This is a genomic window from Pseudomonas yamanorum (assembly GCF_900105735.1).
Taxonomy (GTDB): domain Bacteria; phylum Pseudomonadota; class Gammaproteobacteria; order Pseudomonadales; family Pseudomonadaceae; genus Aquipseudomonas; species Aquipseudomonas yamanorum.
In genome coordinates this window covers 4464495-4482916 of record NZ_LT629793.1, presented here as the reverse complement: position 1 = coordinate 4482916, position 18422 = coordinate 4464495, and the positions used below count along the sequence as shown (strand labels likewise).

The window sequence follows — 18422 nt, the reverse complement described above, 5'->3', positions numbered from 1 at the left end:
TCTCAATTCACCACGGAATCGATATTCCGGTTTTCGACACCCATATATACCCCCCACGTTGACAGGGATTGCTCTGCGGGTATGTGTCCAAACCACTATCGAGTATCGCAACCATGTCCCATCGTTTGTACCCGTCCCTACAGAGCATAAATACCCGATTTCTGCAGCCAGCCGTTTCAATGACGGCGCCCCCCAATCCACACCCCAGCGTTCACAACACGCTCACCTCTACCCCAGCGCAACCGCAAGGTGAAGCCGCAGCTCCCGGGGACCCAGCCCTGGTTCAGGCCTACATCGGGGCGGTACAACGTAAGGTTGAAGGTCACACACCCGGCCTGGTCAAGGTCCCCTCCCAGACGGTGTTGGGCCAGTGGCTTGAGCTGCATCGCTCGCAACTGGAACACCCGGTTATCCAGGGCTGGATGCGCGAGCGGAACATCGCCCCGTCCACCCTGTCGGTCGTGCCCTCCACCGGTGCCATGTCCGCCAACGTCAACGGCGTGAAGAAGGACTTTTCACTGACCGACGGTTCAGGCTGGGCACAGGTCTCAGGGCCCCTTCTGGCGTCCGCCCAGGTTATCGCGCCCGGCGCCGGTCAGGCGTTACGCATACGCTCAGACGAGAATACGGTGAATGTCAGCGCGAAAGTGGTCGCAAACTTCTACGGTATACCGCTCCCCGCCAACCTTGCGCAGGGCAGAACACAGCTAAGGCAGCTTGAGCACAATCAATCTTTCGGCGCCATTGCCACCGATGACCGCCTGCGGCCCGCCAACCTGCGCTCGGCCCAGGCGCTGGAAACCCAGAAGGCCAATACCGAAGCCTTTAATAGCGTTGCACCGCAGAAGCTGGCCTATTCAAACCTGGCAAACGGTGTGGCTAATGCCTTTCCCAAAGTGCACAACGAGGCCAAACAGTGGACTAAGGAGCTGATCGAAAAAGCGACCGGACAAACCAACGTCGACCCCGACAGCCTGTATCTCAACCGCTTTCGCCATGGCCAGAGCGCGTCGCCCGGTACCGCGACCGGCGCGATGCACATCAATGAAGAACCGTTCTATTCCAAACGCCTGCCGGATGCACTGCTGGATAACTTTTCCGAACATGACGGCATCCCCGGCCAAATTGACGCTGAAGCGGGTATCTATACGGCGGGGCCCGGAGAAAGTACCAAGGGCGGCTATGGTGCCCACAACCAGTTCCCCCTTGCCCCGTCGACGCTGATGCACGAAAGCTGGAAAACCGACTTTCAGGGGCGCATGACCAGCAAAATAAATGACTTCTGGAACACCCATGGGGATGCCTATCGCACCACCCTCAAGGGACAATTCGTCCAACAGGCACGCCAGCAACTGAGCGCCTATGAAACCAAGCCCCCCGCCGAAAAGAAGCTGATGCCGCCTGAGCATCAGTTCACCCGGGATGACTATCGCCTGGTCATGAAGGCGGCGTCCAACCTTCCCCAGGCCGAAAACGCGCCGCTGACCGTCGACCAACTGAAGGCTGAAGCGCCGGCCAAAGATCAGTTGCGAGCGTACCCTTTCGATATCAACGGCTGGGGTTCCAGCGACATCATCCGGTTCGCCGTCCTTGATGACGGCCAGTACAACTACCAGAACAATCGGCGTGACGGCCTGCAGATTCTCTACATTCCCGGTGCCACACCAGCATTCCTGAGGTTCGCCTCCCTGGACAAAATGGATGAGTGGGTGGTCGAGCAGGCCAAGGATCCGAAAAAGCGCGAGGCCCTCGCTGGCCACTTCTCCAAGCTTGACCGCCAGGACGGCGGCCCGCTGGGCAAATCAGGGGTCGACACCTCATTGGTGCATTTGGCCAACGGCGATTGGTCGAAGATGGAGGGCGAAACGATTGATCGCAAACCCGTGCGCATCGAAGGCGACGTCTTCAGTCAGATGCGCGTCCAGGCCAAGGCGCGGATGACCAGTGATGCGGACACCTCGATCAAATCCAACAGCGAAGTGACCCGGGATACCTGGCTCAATGACGTCTCCACTGCCCTCAAGATATTCGCCCCCATGGCGCCTGGCGGACTCGCCGCTGCCACCACCGTCGGGGTCCTGGGCGTCACGGAGCTCGCGTTAGGCGCGGAAAAAACCGCGTCGGGCGACACCCAGGCTGAACGCAGCGATGGCGCCTGGAAAACCTTCGATGGTGCGCTCAACACCTTGTTTTCCGCCGGTGCGAGCGGGAAGGTCGAAGACCCGTTTGCAGCGCCACGTGAAAACGTGACTACGCTGCCCGGCCAGGGCAACACACTCAATACGCTTGATCAAAGCCGTGCAGGCCGTGGTTTGGCTGACCGGTTACAACCTTCGCAGGCGGGCAATGTCAGTGGCCATGCGGTCGCGGATGGCGAGCGCCTGATTGCAAACCGCACGCCCAACGCCAAGGGCGTCTATCAGGTCAAGGACAGCGACGGTGTTGACCAGTGGCTGATCCGCCACACCGACAGCAGTGGTATGAGCAAGGTTTACGAGATCAGAGGGGATTTCAAACTCAGCGACAACTATGTACAGATTATTGACCCTGCTACCCGCAAACCGGTGATGACGGTGCAGTCCAACGGTGACGGCGGATGGGTGCGCGATACGCTAAAAGGAGGCTGGCCCTGGTCCCGGTCGACCTCGAATTCCCCCAGCACCCCCACAGCACTTGAACCGAAGGTTTCCCAGCTGTTTGTGGACGAAAAGGGGATTAAAATCAGTGGCGCCGAAAAGTTTGATAGCTACCTGAACCTGGCGCTCGACAAGAATCTCTTGCCGACCGACAGTGTTTATGAAGATGGCTCCACGATGAAAAGGAAGCTCAGCGTTTCCTGGACAGTCGACGACAATGAGTTCGCCGTTACCGCCAATGAAAGGGCAAGGGAATCCCCCTATTCAAACACCCAATATTCCTCCAGCTTTGCGCCTGATCTGAATCGCGAAAACTATACGATTGTGAAAACCGAAGCCGGTGTGGAATCACGTACGGAGTTGAATTTCAGGGCAAAAGATAACGATGAACACGACACCCTCAGACACCGGTTTGCCACATTTGAGGCGCAGGTGCCTGACCCGGCGCTACGCGCTCGAATTTCCGAGGTGGCCCACCAAGGTTCATCGTTACCAGCATTGCTTGAACTGTCGCAACCGTTGTTGAAGGATGATTACAGCGTCGCCGCAGGCCCGAAGAACTTTACTATCAATTACAACCCGGCAAGCAATGAACACACCGTCATCGCGGAAACGAACTGGATACTTAAATATGCAACGGAAGATGGCATGGTTATCAATCGGGACCTGGATATAAAAAGTATCCGGACATTCACGATACGTGAAAGTAATGAGGTTGATGTGGACGATTACACTATCGACAAGTCGGCGCCGACCAAAATAGAAATCTCCATGCCAACGAACATCTGATCGTGTTCCTTGCCCGTCAGGTGATGAGCCCCTACCTGGCAGCACTAAACGGCGGTAACCTCGGTAACCGCCGTTTTGTGCTATCTCTGGGGTCTCCATGGAAAGAATCACCTTAAAACCGCTGCTCCTCGCTGCCGGCCTGCTGGCGTTCATGCCTCTGGCCCAGGCGGCCAGCACCCTGGTCTACTGCTCCGAAGCCAGCCCCGCCGGCTTCGACCCCAGCCAGTACACCAGCGGCACCGATTTCGATGCCTCCGCCGAAACCGTGTTCAACCGCCTGACCCAGTTCAAGCGCGGCGGCACTGAAGTCGAACCTGGCCTTGCAACCAGCTGGGATGTGTCCAAAGACGGCCTGACCTACACCTTCCACCTGCGGGATGGCGTCAAGTTCCACACCACCGACTACTTCACCCCGACCCGTGACTTCAACGCCGACGATGTGCTCTTCACCTTCCAGCGCCTGCTGGATCCCGAGAGTCCGTTCCGTAAAGTCTATCCGTCGGAATCGCCCTACTTCACCGACATGGGCTTGAACACCACCATCAAGAACGTCGAAAAACTCGACGAACACACGGTGCGCTTCAACCTGAATAACGTTGATGCCTCCTTCGTGCAGAACCTGGCCATGAGCTTCGCCTCGGTGCAGTCCGCCGAATATGCCGCGCAGTTGCTCAAGGAAGGCAAGGCCGCCGACATCAACCAGAAGCCGGTGGGCACCGGGCCATTTGTGTTCAAGCGTTACCAGAAGGATTCGCAGATTCGCTACAGCGCCAATAAACAGTATTGGAAGCCCGACGATGTGAAGCTCGACAATCTGGTGTTCTCGATCACTCCGGACGCCGCCGTGCGCCTGCAAAAGCTCAAGGCGGGCGAGTGCCAGGTCAGCGGTTACCCGCGCCCTTCCGACATCGAAGTGATGAAGCAAGACCCCAACCTGCGGGTCCTTCAGCAAGCCGGCTTCAACCTGGGCTTTCTCGCCTACAACGTGACCCATCCGCCCCTGGACCAGCTCAAGGTGCGCCAGGCCCTGGACATGGCCATCGACAAGCCGGCAATCATCAAGGCGGTGTACCAGAGTGCCGGACAATTGGCGCAGAACGCCCTGCCTCCGGCGCAGTGGTCTTATGACCCGACGATCAAGGACGCGCCCTACGATCCGGCCAAGGCGCGGGCGCTACTAAAAGAAGCAGGGGTTGCACCAGGTACCACCCTCAACCTGTGGGCGATGACGGTTCAACGTGCATCGAATCCCAACGCCCGGATGTCGGCGCAGATGATCCAGCAGGATTGGGAAAAGATCGGCATCAAGGCCAATATCGTCAGCTATGAGTGGGGCGAATACATCAAACGCGCCAAAGCCGGCGAGCATGACGTGATGATCTACGGCTGGACCGGCGACAACGGTGACCCGGATAACTGGCTCGGCGTGCTCTACAGTTGTGCCGCGGTGAAGGGCAGCAACTATGCGAAGTGGTGTAACCCGGCCTACGACAAACTCGTGCAGCAGGCCAAGGTCAGCAGCGACCGTGAACAGCGCATCAAGTGGTATCAACAGGCACAAAAAATCCTTAAGGAACAAGTACCTATAACGCCTATCGCAAACTCGACGGTTTTCCAGCCCCTTCGAAAGGAAGTACAGGACTTCAAGATCAGTCCATTTGGACTCACACCGTTCTACGGCGTCAGTCTGAATAAGTAACAGCGACGCCCCAACCGAGTGCGCCAGACGCCTCGGTTGGGCATTACTGGTGCAGCCCTCGCACCGAAAAAACCCCTCAAAAGTGCGTAAATGTGTCTGAACTTACACATATGCGACATTCGTGTACGTTCGTACCACTGTTTAGCCGTTGTAGGCTCTCAACATCTTGCATTGGGTATGGGCCCTGCATAGTATCCGCAGGTCGACTCACGAGGTCGCCCTCACTACCAAAAATGACAACAAATCATGAGGCCAACATGCTTAAACACGCAGTCATTCCGTTATTAGTCAGCGCCGGTTTAATGGCTGCTGCACCTTTCGCCCAAGCGGCGAGCAACCTGGTGTTCTGCTCCGAAGGGAGCCCGGCCGGTTTTGACCCAGGCCAGTACACCACCGGAACAGACTTCGATGCTTCGGCCGAAACCATGTTCAACCGTCTGACCCAGTTCGAGCGCGGCGGCACCGCTGTTGTTCCTGGGCTGGCCACGACCTGGGACGTTTCCCCGGATGGCCTGACGTACACCTTCCACCTGCGTGAAGGCGTCAAGTTCCACACCACCCCGTACTTCAAGCCAACTCGTGAATTCACGGCTGACGACGTACTGTTCACCTTCAACCGGATGATCAATAAAGACGATCCGTTCCGTAAAGCCTACCCAACCGAGTTCCCGTACTTCACGGACATGGGTATGGACACCAACATCAAGAACATCGAGAAAGTCGATGACCACACCGTCAAGTTCACCCTTGGCACCGTGGACGCCGCCTTCATCCAGAACCTGGCAATGAGCTTCGCCTCCATCCAGTCGGCTGAATACGCCGCCCAACTGTTGAAGGAAGGCAAGGCACAGGACATCAACCAGAAGCCAATCGGCACTGGTCCGTTCGTGTTCAAGAGCTACCAGAAAGACTCCAACATCCGTTACACCGGCAACAAGGATTACTGGAAGCCTGAAGACGTGAAGATCGACAACCTGATCTTCGCCATCACCACCGACCCGTCGGTGCGTATCCAGAAGCTGAAGAAAAACGAATGCCAGGTGACCCTGTTCCCACGTCCAGCCGACCTCAAGGCGCTGGGTGAAGACAAGGACCTGAAACTGCCGCACCAGGCCGGTTTCAACCTGGGCTACATCGCCTACAACGTAATGCCGGTCCTCAAGGGCCAGACCGCGCCTAACCCGCTGTCCGACCTGCGCGTGCGTGAGGCCCTGGACATGTCGGTGAACAAGCAGCAGATCATCGACTCGGTTTACCAGGGTGCAGGCCAACTGGCTGTCAACGCCATGCCGCCTACCCAATGGTCCTACGACACCACCATCAAGGATGCTCCGTTTGATGTGACCAAAGCCAAGGCTTTGCTCAAGGAAGCCGGCGTCAAGGAAGGCACCGAGATCACCCTGTGGGCGATGCCGGTCCAGCGTCCGTACAACCCGAACGCCAAGCTGATGGCTGAGATGCTGCAGAATGACTGGAAACAGATCGGCCTGAAAGTGAACATCGTCAGCTACGAGTGGGGCGAGTACATCAAGCGTTCCAAAGGCGGCGAGAACCAGGCCATGATCATTGGCTGGAGCGGCGACAATGGTGACCCGGACAACTGGCTGAACGTGCTGTTCGGCTGCGATTCCCTGGCCGGTAACAACTTCTCCAAGTGGTGCGACAAGAAATTCGACGGCATCGTGAAAGAAGCCAAGGCGACTTCCGACGTAGCCAAACGCACCGAGCTGTACAAGCAGGCGCAACATATCCTCAAAGATGCAGTCCCGATGACACCTATCGCGCACTCGACGGTGTATCAACCCATGCGCAACAACGTGCAGGACTTCAAGATCAGCCCATTTGGCTTGAACTCCTTCTACGGCGTGAGCGTAAGCGGCAAGTAAGGATCGCTGGCGGCGACGTTTCATAACGTCGCCGTTATTGCATCCGCCAAGGCCGTAGGAAACAGACCACCTCCGCACACGCCGCCGTCCTACGGCAGCTAACTGCGAATCGCGGCTCCGTTACCTACAAGGTCTGTCAGATTCGTTGCATTTACTGCCCGGCTCCCGACCCATAACGTCGTGGCACGGCAGAAGCATCGTCTCTGTGGGGCAACTGCCGTTGTGGGATCAGTGTTGTCGCAAGGCCCTGAATGGCCTTGCGATTGCTCACTGACGAAAACAACAAACAAGGATCGGGATTGTCATGCGCCATACCACCGTTCTATCCGCGATATTCGGCACCAGCCTGTTGGCTGTGGCCTCGATGGGCCAGGCTGCCGAGAAAAAGAGCCTGGTGTTTTGCTCCGAAGGCAGCCCGGCTGGCTTCGACACCGCGCAATACACGACGGCCACCGATAACGACGCCGCCGAGCCTATCTACAACCGCTTGGCCGAGTTCGAAAAAGGCGCGACCAATGTCGTACCGGGCCTGGCAACCCGTTGGGATATTTCCGAAGACGGCCTGACCTACACCTTCCACCTGCGCGAAGGGGTGAAATTCCACAGCAACAAGGACTTCAAGCCGACGCGTGATTTCAACGCCGACGATGTGCTGTTCACCTTCAATCGCATGCTTGACCCCGAACACCCGTTCCGCAAGGCCTACCCCACCGAGTTCCCGTACTTCAACGGGATGAGCCTGAACAAGAACATCGCCAAGGTCGAGAAAACCGACCCGCACACCGTGGTGATGACCCTGAACACGGTCGACGCCGCGTTTATCCAGAACATCGCCATGAGCTTCGCCTCGATCCTGTCGGCTGAATACGCCGACCACTTGCTCAAGGTCGGCAAGCCCAGCGACATCAACCAGAAGCCGATCGGCACCGGGCCGTTCGTATTCCAGCGTTACCAGAAAGACTCGCAGATTCGCTATACCGGCAACAAACAGTACTGGGACCCGAGCCGCGTGAAGCTCGACCAGCTGATTTTTGCGATCAACACCGACGCGTCGGTGCGGGTGCAAAAGCTCAAGGCCGGTGAATGCCAGATCACCCTGCACCCGCGCCCGGCCGACGTCGAAGCCCTGAAGGCCGACCCGAAGCTGCAACTGCTGACCAAGCCAGGCTTCAACCTCGGCTACATCGCCTATAACGTGCGGCACAAACCCTTCGACCAGCTCGAAGTGCGCCAGGCCCTGGACATGGCGGTAAACAAGCAGAGAATTCTCAACGCCGTGTACCAGGGCGCGGGGCAACTGGCGGTCAACGCCATGCCACCGACCCAGTGGTCTTACGACGACACCATCAAGGACGCCGCCTACAACCCGGAAAAAGCCAAGGAACTGCTCAAGGCTGCCGGCGTGAAGGAAGGCACCGAGATCACCCTGTGGGCGATGCCGGTGCAACGGCCGTACAACCCCAACGCCAAGCTGATGGCCGAAATGCTGCAAAGCGATTGGGCGAAGATTGGCCTCAAGGTCAAGATCGTCAGCTATGAATGGGGCGAGTACATCAAGCGCACCAAGAATGGCGAGCACGATATCAGCCTGATCGGCTGGACCGGCGACAACGGTGACCCGGACAACTGGCTGGGCACCCTCTACAGCTGCGACGCCATCGGCGGGAACAACTACTCCATGTGGTGTGACCCGGCGTATGACAAGCTGATCAAGCAAGCCAAGGTCGTGACCGACCGCGAACAAAGGACTGTTCTGTACAAACAGGCGCAGCAACTGCTCAAGCAGCAGGTGCCGATCACGCCAGTCGCCCACTCGACGGTCAACCAGCCGTTAAGCGCCAAAGTCGAAGGGTTCAAAGTCAGCCCCTTCGGCCGCAACGTGTTCTCGGGCGTCAGCATCAACCCATAAAAAGATAACCGGATTGCGCAGGGCGAGCACTCGCCTTGCTGCAAACGTGCAGCCTTATTTCGGGTTTTACCCTTGGGCAAACGTTTGCAAAGGCTTGAACGAGTTACACACCCAATAGCCGGTTCACCTAAAAAGACCGGCATTAAAAAGAGAACCAAAGGAGCTTCACCCATGAAACTGAGCAGCAACGCGCTACTGGCCCTGGCCATCAGCAGCATCACGGCTACCGCCTACGCTGAACCTGCAAGCCAGGACTTCGTTCCAACCACATTGGCCGGCACCAGCGCCCAAAGCGAGGCCAAAGGCTTTATCGATGGAGCAAGCCTGGGCGGTACAACCCGTAACTGGTTCTCCAACGAACAACGCTTCCGTGGCAGCAAGTTCACTTACCAGAAGCACGGCGAAGCCCGTACTGACAACTACCGTACCAACTGGGTGCAAGGCACCATCCTCAACGCTACCTCGGGTTTCACCCAAGGCACCGTTGGCGTGAGCACTGAAGTGGCGGTCTACAACGCTCTGGTCCTGGACCGCAGCAAGCGCGACATCAAGGGCGGCTCCAACCGTACCCTGGCTGATTCCGACGGCGACGCTGTAGACCAGTGGAGCAAACTGGGTCTGGCCAACGTCAAGTTCCGTGTCTCGAACACCACCTTGACCGCCGGTCGCCAGAACTTCAGCAGCGGCATCGTCGACACCATCGGCAACCGTGCACTGCCTTCGAGCTTTGAAGGTGTGAGCTTCAACAGCGAAGAGTTCAGCAACCTGTCGTTCCAGGGCGGCGTGTTTGACCGCGTTTCGCCACGGACCGAGCAGAGCCTGTCGAAATTCCGTACCGAATACGGCAACGGTCGCCAGGAAACCGACAAGGTCAACACCCTGGGCGTCAACTACCAGCCGTTCAAGAGCCTGAAGACCAGCCTGTTCGCCGCCAACGTGGAAGACTTCTGGAACCAGTACTACTTCGGTGCTACCCACGAGCTGGGTGACAGCCAGACCCTGTCCCTGACCACCGGCCTGAACTACTACAAAACCGTCGACGAAGGCAAAAAGTTGATGGGCAAGATCGACAACGACACCTACTCGCTGTCGTTCGGCCTGACCCACCAGGCTCACAGCCTGACCTTCTCGTACCAGGCCGTGAACGGCGACGAGTACTTCGACTACCTGCACGAAACCAACGGCATCTACCTGGCCAACTCCCTGACGTCCGACTTTAACGGTCCGAACGAGAAGTCCTTCCAGATCGCCTACGGCATCAACATGGCCGAATACGGCGTGCCGGGCCTGAAGTTCAACATCTACTCGGCTCGCGGCTGGGGTATCGACGGTACTCACTACACCGGCGACGGCGGCCGGGCTGGCTTTGCCTACAACGGCATTCAGGCCCAGGACGGCGAGAAGCACCAGGAATACGGTGTAGGCGCGGCTTACGCGATCCAGAGCGGCGCACTCAAGGCCACCACCATTCGTGGTACCTACGTGACTCACCGTGCCAGCGCCAACCAGGCTGACGGCAACCTGCGTGAGTTCCGCCTGGTGACCACCATCCCGTTCAACATTCTTTAATCAGCGCCAGGTAGGCGGCGGGCTCAGGACGGGCCCGCCGCCTACGCTTGTCTGGTCCAATCGATTGCAGAGGGCTCTTAGATGAAAATGCTCCCGTTACAAGCTGCCATTGCCGCTGCGCTGTTGAGCGTCGCTGTCGGCATCTCGGCCAAACCGTTGGTCGTCTGCACCGAAGCCAGCCCGGAAGGCTTCGATCCGGTCCTGTACACCACGGCTGTCACCGCCGACGCCGCGGCCGAAACCATGTTCAACCGTCTGGTGGACTTCAAGCCCGGCACCACCGAAGTGATCCCGGCGCTGGCCAAGGACCTGCCGGAAATCAGCGCTGATGGCCTGACCTATACCTTTCACCTGCGTGACGACATCAAGTTCCACACCACCGACTACTTCAAACCCACGCGCAACATGAACGCCGACGACGTGCTCTGGAGTTTCCAGCGCCAGCTGGACCCGAATCACCCGTGGCACAACAAGTCCAACGTGGGCTACCCGTACTTTGAAAGCATGGGCTTCAAGGAACTGCTCAAGAGTGTAGACAAGACCGACGACCACACCGTGGTCTTCACCCTGACCCGCCCTGAAGCACCGTTCCTGGCCGACCTGGCCATGGCGTTTTCCTCGATTCATTCCGCCGAATACGCCGACCAGTTGCTCAAGTCCGGCAAGACCGACGACCTGAACGCCAAGCCCATCGGCACCGGCCCGTTCATCTTCTCGCGCTACGCCAAAGACGCCCAAGTGCGCTTCAAGGCCAACCCGGACTACTTCCGTGGCAAGCCGCCGGCTGACCCGTTGATCCTGGCCATCACCACCGACAGCAACGTGCGCCTGCAAAAGCTCAAGGCCAACGAATGCCAGATCGCGCTGTATCCCAAGCCCGATGACGTGCCGAATGCCAAGGCTGATCCAAACCTGAAAGTCGCGGAACTGGCGGCCATGACCACCAGCTACACCGCCCTGAACACCAACCACAAGTACATGAGCGACGCGCGGGTGCGTCACGCGATCAACATCGCGTTCGACAAAAAAGGCTACAACGAATCCCTGTACGGCAAAGGCAACTCCATCGATGCCACCGGCCCATACCCGCCAACCCTGCTGGGCTTCAGCGACAAGCTGAAAAACCCGCCGCGTGACTTGGACAAGGCCCGCGCCCTGCTCAAGGAAGCTGGCGTACCGGAAGGCACCGAGTTCACCCTGTTCACCCGTAACGGCGGCGGCCCGACCAACCCCAACCCGATGCTCGGCGCCCAGCGCATGCAGGCGGACCTGGCGCAAATCGGCCTGAAAGTGAACATCAAGGTCATGGAATGGGGCGAAATGCTCAAACGCGCCAAGAATGGCGAACATGACATGGTCTCCGCCGGCTGGGCGGGGGATAACGGGGACCCGGATAACTTCCTCACCCCGAACTTGAGTTGCGATGCAGCGAAAAACGGCGAAAACTACGCCCGCTGGTGTAACAAAGAGTTTCAAGACTTGATCGACAAGGCGCGCGCCATCGCTGAACCCACCCAACGCGCTGCACTCTATGAACAAGCACTGGACGTTTTCGAAAAGGACCAACCATGGATTCCCATGGCTTACCCGAAAATGTTCACCGCCATGCGTAAAAACGTCGAAGGTTTTACCCAAAGCCCTCTGACTACAAATAACTTCGCCACCACCCAGGTGAAGTAGATAAGAGACGCTCGGCACCGTCGACATTGACGGTGCCGAACCTGCCTAACCGGCTGATTGAGGTACACAACAAGATGTTTAGTTTTATTGCCCGCCGATTGGGGTTATTGATCCCCACGTTTTTCGGCATCACCTTGCTGACGTTCGCGTTGATTCGCATGATCCCTGGCGACCCCGTCGAAGTCATGATGGGCGAACGACGAGTCGACCCCGAGATGCACGCTCAGGCAATGGAACGCCTTGGTCTGAACAAACCGCTTTACGCGCAATACCTGGATTATGTCGGCAAGCTCGCCCACGGCGACCTCGGCGAATCCCTGCGTACCCGTACCAGCGTGTGGACTGAATTCACCGCACTTTTCCCCGCGACCCTGGAACTGTCCATGGCCGCCCTGTTGTTCGCCGGCATCCTGGGGCTGTTAGCCGGGGTGATCGCGGCCTTGAAGCGAGGATCCCTGTTCGACCATGGGGTGATGGGCATCTCCCTGGCGGGATATTCGATGCCGATCTTCTGGTGGGGCCTGATCCTGATCATGTTCTTCTCCGTGAGCCTGGGCTGGACGCCAGTGTCGGGACGGATCGACCTGCTCTACGACATCGAGCCGCGCACCGGCTTCATGCTGATCGACACCCTGCTGGCTGACGAGCCGGACGCATTCTGGGATGCCCTGCACCACCTGATCCTGCCAGCCATCGTGCTCGGTACCATCCCGCTGGCCGTTATCGCCCGGATGACCCGTTCGTCGATGCTTGAAGTATTGCGCGAAGACTACATCCGCACCGCCAAGGCCAAAGGCCTGTCGCCGGCGCGCGTGGTGTTCGTCCACGGCCTGCGTAACGCCTTGATCCCGGTACTTACCGTGGTCGGCCTGCAAGTCGGCACGTTGCTGGCCGGCGCCGTCCTGACCGAAACCATCTTCTCGTGGCCCGGCATCGGCAAATGGCTGATCGAAGCCATTGGCGCACGGGACTATCCCGTGGTGCAAAACGGCATCCTGTTAATCGCCTGCCTGGTGATTCTGGTGAACTTCGTGGTGGATATCCTCTACGGCTTCGCCAACCCACGCATCCGTCACCAGCGCTGAGATCATGACCATGACCACACCTACTCCCGCGGTAGCAGTCGATCAAAGCCTGCTGTACCCGTCCCCGTACAAAGAATTCTGGCAAGCCTTTTCCAAGAACAAGGGCGCCGTTGCCGGCCTGCTGTTCATGTTGCTGGTGGTGTTTTGCGCGATCTTCGCCCCTTGGGTGGCCCCGCATAACCCGAGCGAGCAATACCGTGACTTCCTGCTGACCCCTCCGGCCTGGCTGGAAGGTGGGCAGATCCAGTTCCTGCTGGGCACCGACGAACTGGGCCGTGATCTGCTGTCGCGGCTGATCCAGGGTTCGCGCCTGTCGTTGCTGATCGGCTTGTCGTCGGTAGTCATGTCGCTGATCCCGGGGATCCTGCTGGGTCTGTTCGCCGGGTTCTTCCCGCGCCTGCTTGGCCCGACCATCATGCGTCTGATGGACATCATGCTGGCCCTGCCGTCGCTGCTGCTGGCTGTAGCCATTGTGGCGATCCTCGGCCCTGGCCTGATCAACACCGTGATCGCCATCGCGATCGTGTCGCTGCCGTCCTATGTCCGCCTGACCCGCGCTGCGGTGATGGGCGAACTGAACCGTGACTACGTGACCGCCGCCCGCCTTGCTGGCGCCGGCCTGCCGCGCCTGATGTTCGTCACCGTGCTGCCGAACTGTATGGCGCCGCTGATCGTTCAGGCCACCCTGAGTTTCTCCTCGGCGATTCTCGATGCTGCCGCCCTGGGCTTCCTGGGCCTTGGCGTACAACCGCCAACCCCTGAGTGGGGCACCATGCTGGCCTCGGCCCGCGACTACATCGAACGCGCCTGGTGGGTCGTGAGCCTGCCTGGCTTGACCATTTTGCTCAGCGTGCTGGCAATCAACCTGATGGGCGACGGGCTGCGCGATGCGCTGGACCCGAAACTCAAGAATGCCGCCTGAGGAGATTCCCATGTCACTGCTAGAAATCAAGAATCTCAATGTCCGCTTCGGCGACAAGACCGCCGTGCCGGTGGTCGATGGCCTCGACATCTCCGTCGACAAAGGCGAAGTACTGGCGATCGTTGGCGAGTCCGGTTCGGGTAAATCCGTGACCATGATGGCGCTGATGGGCCTGATCGAGCACCCCGGCATCGTCACTGCCGACGCCCTGAACTTCGACGGCAAGGACATGCTCAAGCTGAGCAACCGTCAGCGTCGGCAGATCGTCGGCAAAGACCTGGCGATGGTCTTCCAGGACCCGATGACCGCCCTGAACCCCAGCTACACCGTGGGTTTCCAGATCGAAGAAGTGCTGCGTCTGCACTTGAAAATGTCCGGCAAGCAAGCACGCAAGCGTGCCATCGAACTGCTGGAAAAGGTGGAAATCCCGGGCGCTGCCAGCCGTATGGATGCCTACCCGCACCAGTTGTCCGGTGGTATGAGCCAGCGTGTGGCTATCGCCATGGCCATCGCCGGCGAGCCGAAACTGCTGATCGCCGATGAACCGACCACCGCACTCGACGTGACCATCCAGGCCCAGATCATGGACCTGCTGCTGGCCTTGCAGAAAGAGCAGAACATGGGCCTGGTGCTGATCACTCACGACCTCGCGGTGGTGGCCGAAACCGCCCAGCGCGTGTGCGTGATGTACGCCGGCCAAGCCGTGGAAGTCGGCCAGGTGCCGCAGTTGTTCGACATCCCGGCGCACCCGTACAGCGAAGCGCTGCTCAAGGCGATTCCCGAGCACAGCCTGGGCGCCACGCGCCTGGCCACGCTGCCGGGTATCGTGCCCGGCCGTTATGACCGCCCGCAGGGTTGCCTGCTGTCGCCCCGCTGCCCGTATGTGCAGGAATCCTGCCGCGCCCAACGCCCGGGCCTTGACCCGAAAAGCAACAGCCTTGCCCGCTGCTTCTACCCGCTGAATCAGGAGGTGGCGTAATGGCCGTCGTACTTACCGCCCGCGACCTGACCCGTCACTACGAAGTGTCCCGTGGCCTGTTCAAGGGCCACGCCCTGGTGCGTGCGCTCAACGGTGTGTCGTTCGAGCTGGAAGCCGGCAAGACCCTCGCGGTCGTGGGCGAATCCGGTTGCGGCAAATCCACCCTGGCCCGCGCCCTGACCTTGATTGAAGAGCCGTCTTCCGGCTCGCTGAAAATCGCCGGCCAGGAAGTGGCCGGTGCCGACAAGGCCCAGCGCAAGCAATTGCGCAAAGACGTGCAGATGGTGTTCCAGAGCCCGTACGCCTCGCTGAACCCGCGCCAGAAAGTCGGTGACCAACTGGGCGAGCCGCTGCTGATCAACACCAACCTGTCCGCCGCCGAACGCCGCGAAAAGGTCCAGGCGATGATGAAGCAAGTAGGCCTGCGCCCGGAGCATTATCAGCGCTACCCGCACATGTTCTCCGGTGGCCAGCGCCAGCGGATCGCACTGGCCCGGGCAATGATGCTGCAACCGAAAGTGCTGGTGGCGGATGAACCGACCTCGGCGTTGGACGTGTCGATCCAGGCCCAGGTACTGAACCTGTTCATGGACCTGCAGCAGGAATTCAACACCGCCTACGTGTTCATCTCCCACAACCTCGCGGTGGTGCAACACGTCGCCGACGACGTGATGGTGATGTACCTCGGCCGCCCGGTGGAAGTGGGCCCGAAGGAAGACATCTACGCACGCCCGCTGCACCCGTACACCCAGGCGCTGCTGTCGGCGACCCCGACCATTCATCCGGACCCGAACAAGCCGAAGATCAAGATCGTCGGCGAGCTGCCCAACCCGTTGAACCCGCCGTCTGGCTGCGCCTTCCACAAGCGCTGCCCGTACGCGACCCAGCTGTGCAGCACCGATGAACCGGTGCTGCGACCACTGGACAACCGCCAGGTGGCTTGCCACTACGCGGAGCAATTTGTGGTCTGACGTGCAAAAAAAATGCTCTGGAGGGTGAGTCCAGAGCATTCCAGTGTTCTACAGCCCTTCTTGTCGGATAGCGCATCTGTCCGGCAAGAGGGGCTTTCTTTTGCCCGCGTTACTTACGTATCGCTGTCCCCATCGTTGTAGGTGTCGCTGTCTTCGCCGTCATTGTCCGGGTTCTCGGCATCGTCATCGTCCTTGGAGCCGCCCTGGTTTTCGTCACCGGGCTCGGATTCACTCTTGGCCAGCTGCAAGCCACCCGCCTGCACCGTCTTCACCGCCACAAAACCCGTGCCATGGCTCTGCACCGCCGTCGTGGCCCACGCGGAAGACATACCCAATGACAACATCACCAGCACTTTGAGCAACAGCACCACACGTTGAAAGATACTCATGGTCGAATTCCGCCCAGTCAGGAGTTGAATTGCGTACGACAGCTGTCCGCCGTCGCCTTGCTTCAAGCTAGTCCCGAACTGAAGTTTTCGCCAATGAAACAACCCGGATAGCAGCCAAAGAAAAAGGCGAAGCCATCACAGCTTCGCCCTCTCTTATATCCCTAACCCTTAGTGATGCTCACGGGTCGCGCGGAATTTCACATCCGGCCAGCGCTCTTCCATCAGCGCCAGGTTGACCCGGGTCGGGGCCAGGTAGGTCAGGTGACCACCGCCGTCGATCGCGAGGTTTTCCACGGCCTTGATCTTGAACTCTTCCAGCTTCTTCTTATCGCTGCAATCGATCCAGCGCGCGGAGTACACGGTGATCGGCTCGTAGGAGCATTCCACCTTGTATTCCTCTTTCAGACGGCTGGCCACCACATCGAACTGCAGCACACCGACGGCGCCGAGGATGATGTCGTTGCTGCGCTCCGGGAAGAACACCTGAGTGGCGCCCTCTTCCGCCAACTGCTGCAAACCCTGGCGCAGTTGCTTGGATTTCAGCGGGTCACGCAGGCGTACGCGGCGGAACAGTTCCGGGGCGAAGTGCGGGATACCAGTGAAGCCCAGCGCCTCGCCTTCGGTGAACGTGTCGCCGATCTGGATGGTGCCGTGGTTGTGCAAGCCGATGATGTCGCCGGCAAACGCTTCTTCCAGTTGCTCACGCTCGGAGGAGAAGAAGGTCAGGGCGTCGCCGATGCGCACGTCCTTGCCGGTGCGCACGTGGCGCATCTTCATGCCTTTTTCGTATTTGCCGGAGCAGATGCGCATAAAGGCGATACGGTCGCGGTGCTTGGGATCCATGTTCGCCTGGATCTTGAACACGAAGCCGGCAAACTTCTCTTCCACCGGTTCAACGGTACGCTCGTTGGCAACACGGGCCAGCGGCTTGGGAGCCCAATTGACCACGGCGTCGAGCACGTGATCGACACCGAAGTTGCCCAGGGCGGTACCGAAGAACACCGGCGTCAGCTGGCCGTCGAGGAATTCCTGCTGGTTGAACTCGTGGCAGGCGCCCTGCACCAGTTCCAGTTGATCGACAAACCGGTCGTACTCGTCACCCAGGTGGGCGCGGGCTTCGTCGGAGTCGAGCTTCTCGATGATTTTCACATCGGTCCGTTCGTGGCCATGGCCGGCGGTGTACACAATGATGTAGTCGTCGGCCAGGTGGTACACGCCCTTGAAGTCGCGGTAGCAACCAATCGGCCAGGTGATTGGCGCGGCCTTGATCTTCAGGACGGCTTCGATTTCGTCCAGCAGTTCGATCGGGTCGCGGATGTCACGGTCGAGTTTGTTGATAAAGCTGACAATCGGCGTGTCCCGCAGGCGGCAGACGTCCATCAGCGCGATGGTACGTGGCTCAACGCCTTTACCGCCGTCGAGGACCATCAGCGCCGAGTCAACCGCGGTCAAGGTGCGGTAGGTGTCTTCGGAGAAGTCTTCATGGCCCGGGGTGTCGAGCAGGTTGATCATGTGGTCGCGATACGGGAACTGCATGACCGACGTGGTAATGGAAATACCACGCTGCTTTTCCATTTCCATCCAGTCGGAGGTGGCATGGCGGTCGGATTTACGGGATTTCACCGTGCCGGCCACCGCGATTGCCTTGCCCATCAGCAACAGCTTTTCGGTGATGGTGGTTTTACCGGCATCGGGGTGGGAAATAATGGCGAAAGTGCGGCGTTTCGCGACTTCGGCGGCCTGGTGGGTCATGGGAAATCGCCTGGCAGGTGAGTCAAAAAAGGGCGGCGAGTATAGCGCAAACCCGGGGTTACAGACCACCGTTCACCCCATTGGGGGTGGCTAATTGCTGCCAAGTATGGAACCTTTTAAAAGGTAGAGACGTCCACTCCCCTGCTATCGCACTCG

The 18422-nt window shown here is 59.1% G+C and carries 12 protein-coding genes; 10 read left to right on the top strand and 2 right to left on the bottom strand.

The genetic code is table 11. The annotated features are described in order from the left end of the window. Positions 1-113 precede the first annotated feature (113 nt). The 10 genes from BLU46_RS21060 to BLU46_RS21015 all read left to right on the top strand — a co-directional run bounded on the left by BLU46_RS21060 (position 114) and on the right by BLU46_RS21015 (position 16125). Complete coding sequence (locus tag BLU46_RS21060) at positions 114-3425, top strand: dermonecrotic toxin domain-containing protein (RefSeq protein ID WP_157721308.1); 3312 nt, start codon at positions 114-116, stop codon at positions 3423-3425. A 97-nt stretch (positions 3426-3522) separates the two neighbouring features. Continuing rightward, the gene (locus BLU46_RS21055; RefSeq protein ID WP_093205121.1) at positions 3523-5124 is read left to right on the top strand and encodes an ABC transporter substrate-binding protein; all 1602 of its coding nucleotides are present in this window, start codon (positions 3523-3525) and stop codon (positions 5122-5124) included. A 257-nt stretch (positions 5125-5381) separates the two neighbouring features. Further along, positions 5382-7010: an ABC transporter substrate-binding protein gene (locus tag BLU46_RS21050; RefSeq protein ID WP_003216000.1), complete on the top strand. Its 1629-nt coding sequence runs from the start codon at positions 5382-5384 to the stop codon at positions 7008-7010. A 364-nt stretch (positions 7011-7374) separates the two neighbouring features. Then, positions 7375-8919 carry an ABC transporter substrate-binding protein gene (locus BLU46_RS21045; protein ID WP_408003277.1) on the top strand — a complete coding sequence of 515 codons (1545 nt, stop codon included), beginning with the start codon at positions 7375-7377 and terminating at the stop codon, positions 8917-8919. 171 nt (positions 8920-9090) lie between these two features. Then, positions 9091-10488, top strand: a complete 1398-nt coding sequence (locus BLU46_RS21040) for an OprD family porin (RefSeq protein WP_093205115.1) — start codon at positions 9091-9093, stop codon at positions 10486-10488. Positions 10489-10569: 81 nt separating this feature from the next. After that, positions 10570-12168 (top strand): ABC transporter substrate-binding protein, encoded by a 1599-nt coding sequence (locus BLU46_RS21035; protein ID WP_093205111.1) that lies wholly within the window; start codon positions 10570-10572, stop codon positions 12166-12168. A 74-nt stretch (positions 12169-12242) separates the two neighbouring features. Next, complete coding sequence (locus BLU46_RS21030) at positions 12243-13253, top strand: ABC transporter permease subunit (protein ID WP_003215992.1); 1011 nt, start codon at positions 12243-12245, stop codon at positions 13251-13253. 10 nt (positions 13254-13263) lie between these two features. Next, complete coding sequence (locus tag BLU46_RS21025; RefSeq protein ID WP_010175067.1) at positions 13264-14175, top strand: ABC transporter permease subunit; 912 nt, start codon at positions 13264-13266, stop codon at positions 14173-14175. 10 nt (positions 14176-14185) lie between these two features. Further along, positions 14186-15154, top strand: a complete 969-nt coding sequence (locus BLU46_RS21020; protein WP_008437263.1) for an ABC transporter ATP-binding protein — start codon at positions 14186-14188, stop codon at positions 15152-15154. Next, positions 15154-16125 carry a peptide ABC transporter ATP-binding protein gene (locus tag BLU46_RS21015; RefSeq protein WP_003215987.1) on the top strand — a complete coding sequence of 324 codons (972 nt, stop codon included), beginning with the start codon at positions 15154-15156 and terminating at the stop codon, positions 16123-16125. Before BLU46_RS21020 ends, BLU46_RS21015 begins: the two co-directional genes overlap by 1 nt. A 113-nt stretch (positions 16126-16238) precedes the next feature. On the opposite strand, the gene BLU46_RS21010 is transcribed toward BLU46_RS21015, so the two are convergent. Both BLU46_RS21010 and BLU46_RS21005 read right to left on the bottom strand, forming a co-directional pair. Beyond that, positions 16239-16514 (bottom strand): hypothetical protein, encoded by a 276-nt coding sequence (locus tag BLU46_RS21010; protein WP_063027094.1) that lies wholly within the window; start codon positions 16512-16514, stop codon positions 16239-16241. 168 nt (positions 16515-16682) lie between these two features. After that, positions 16683-18266 carry a peptide chain release factor 3 gene (locus BLU46_RS21005; RefSeq protein WP_017477767.1) on the bottom strand — a complete coding sequence of 528 codons (1584 nt, stop codon included), beginning with the start codon at positions 18264-18266 and terminating at the stop codon, positions 16683-16685. Positions 18267-18422: the final 156 nt, after the last annotated feature.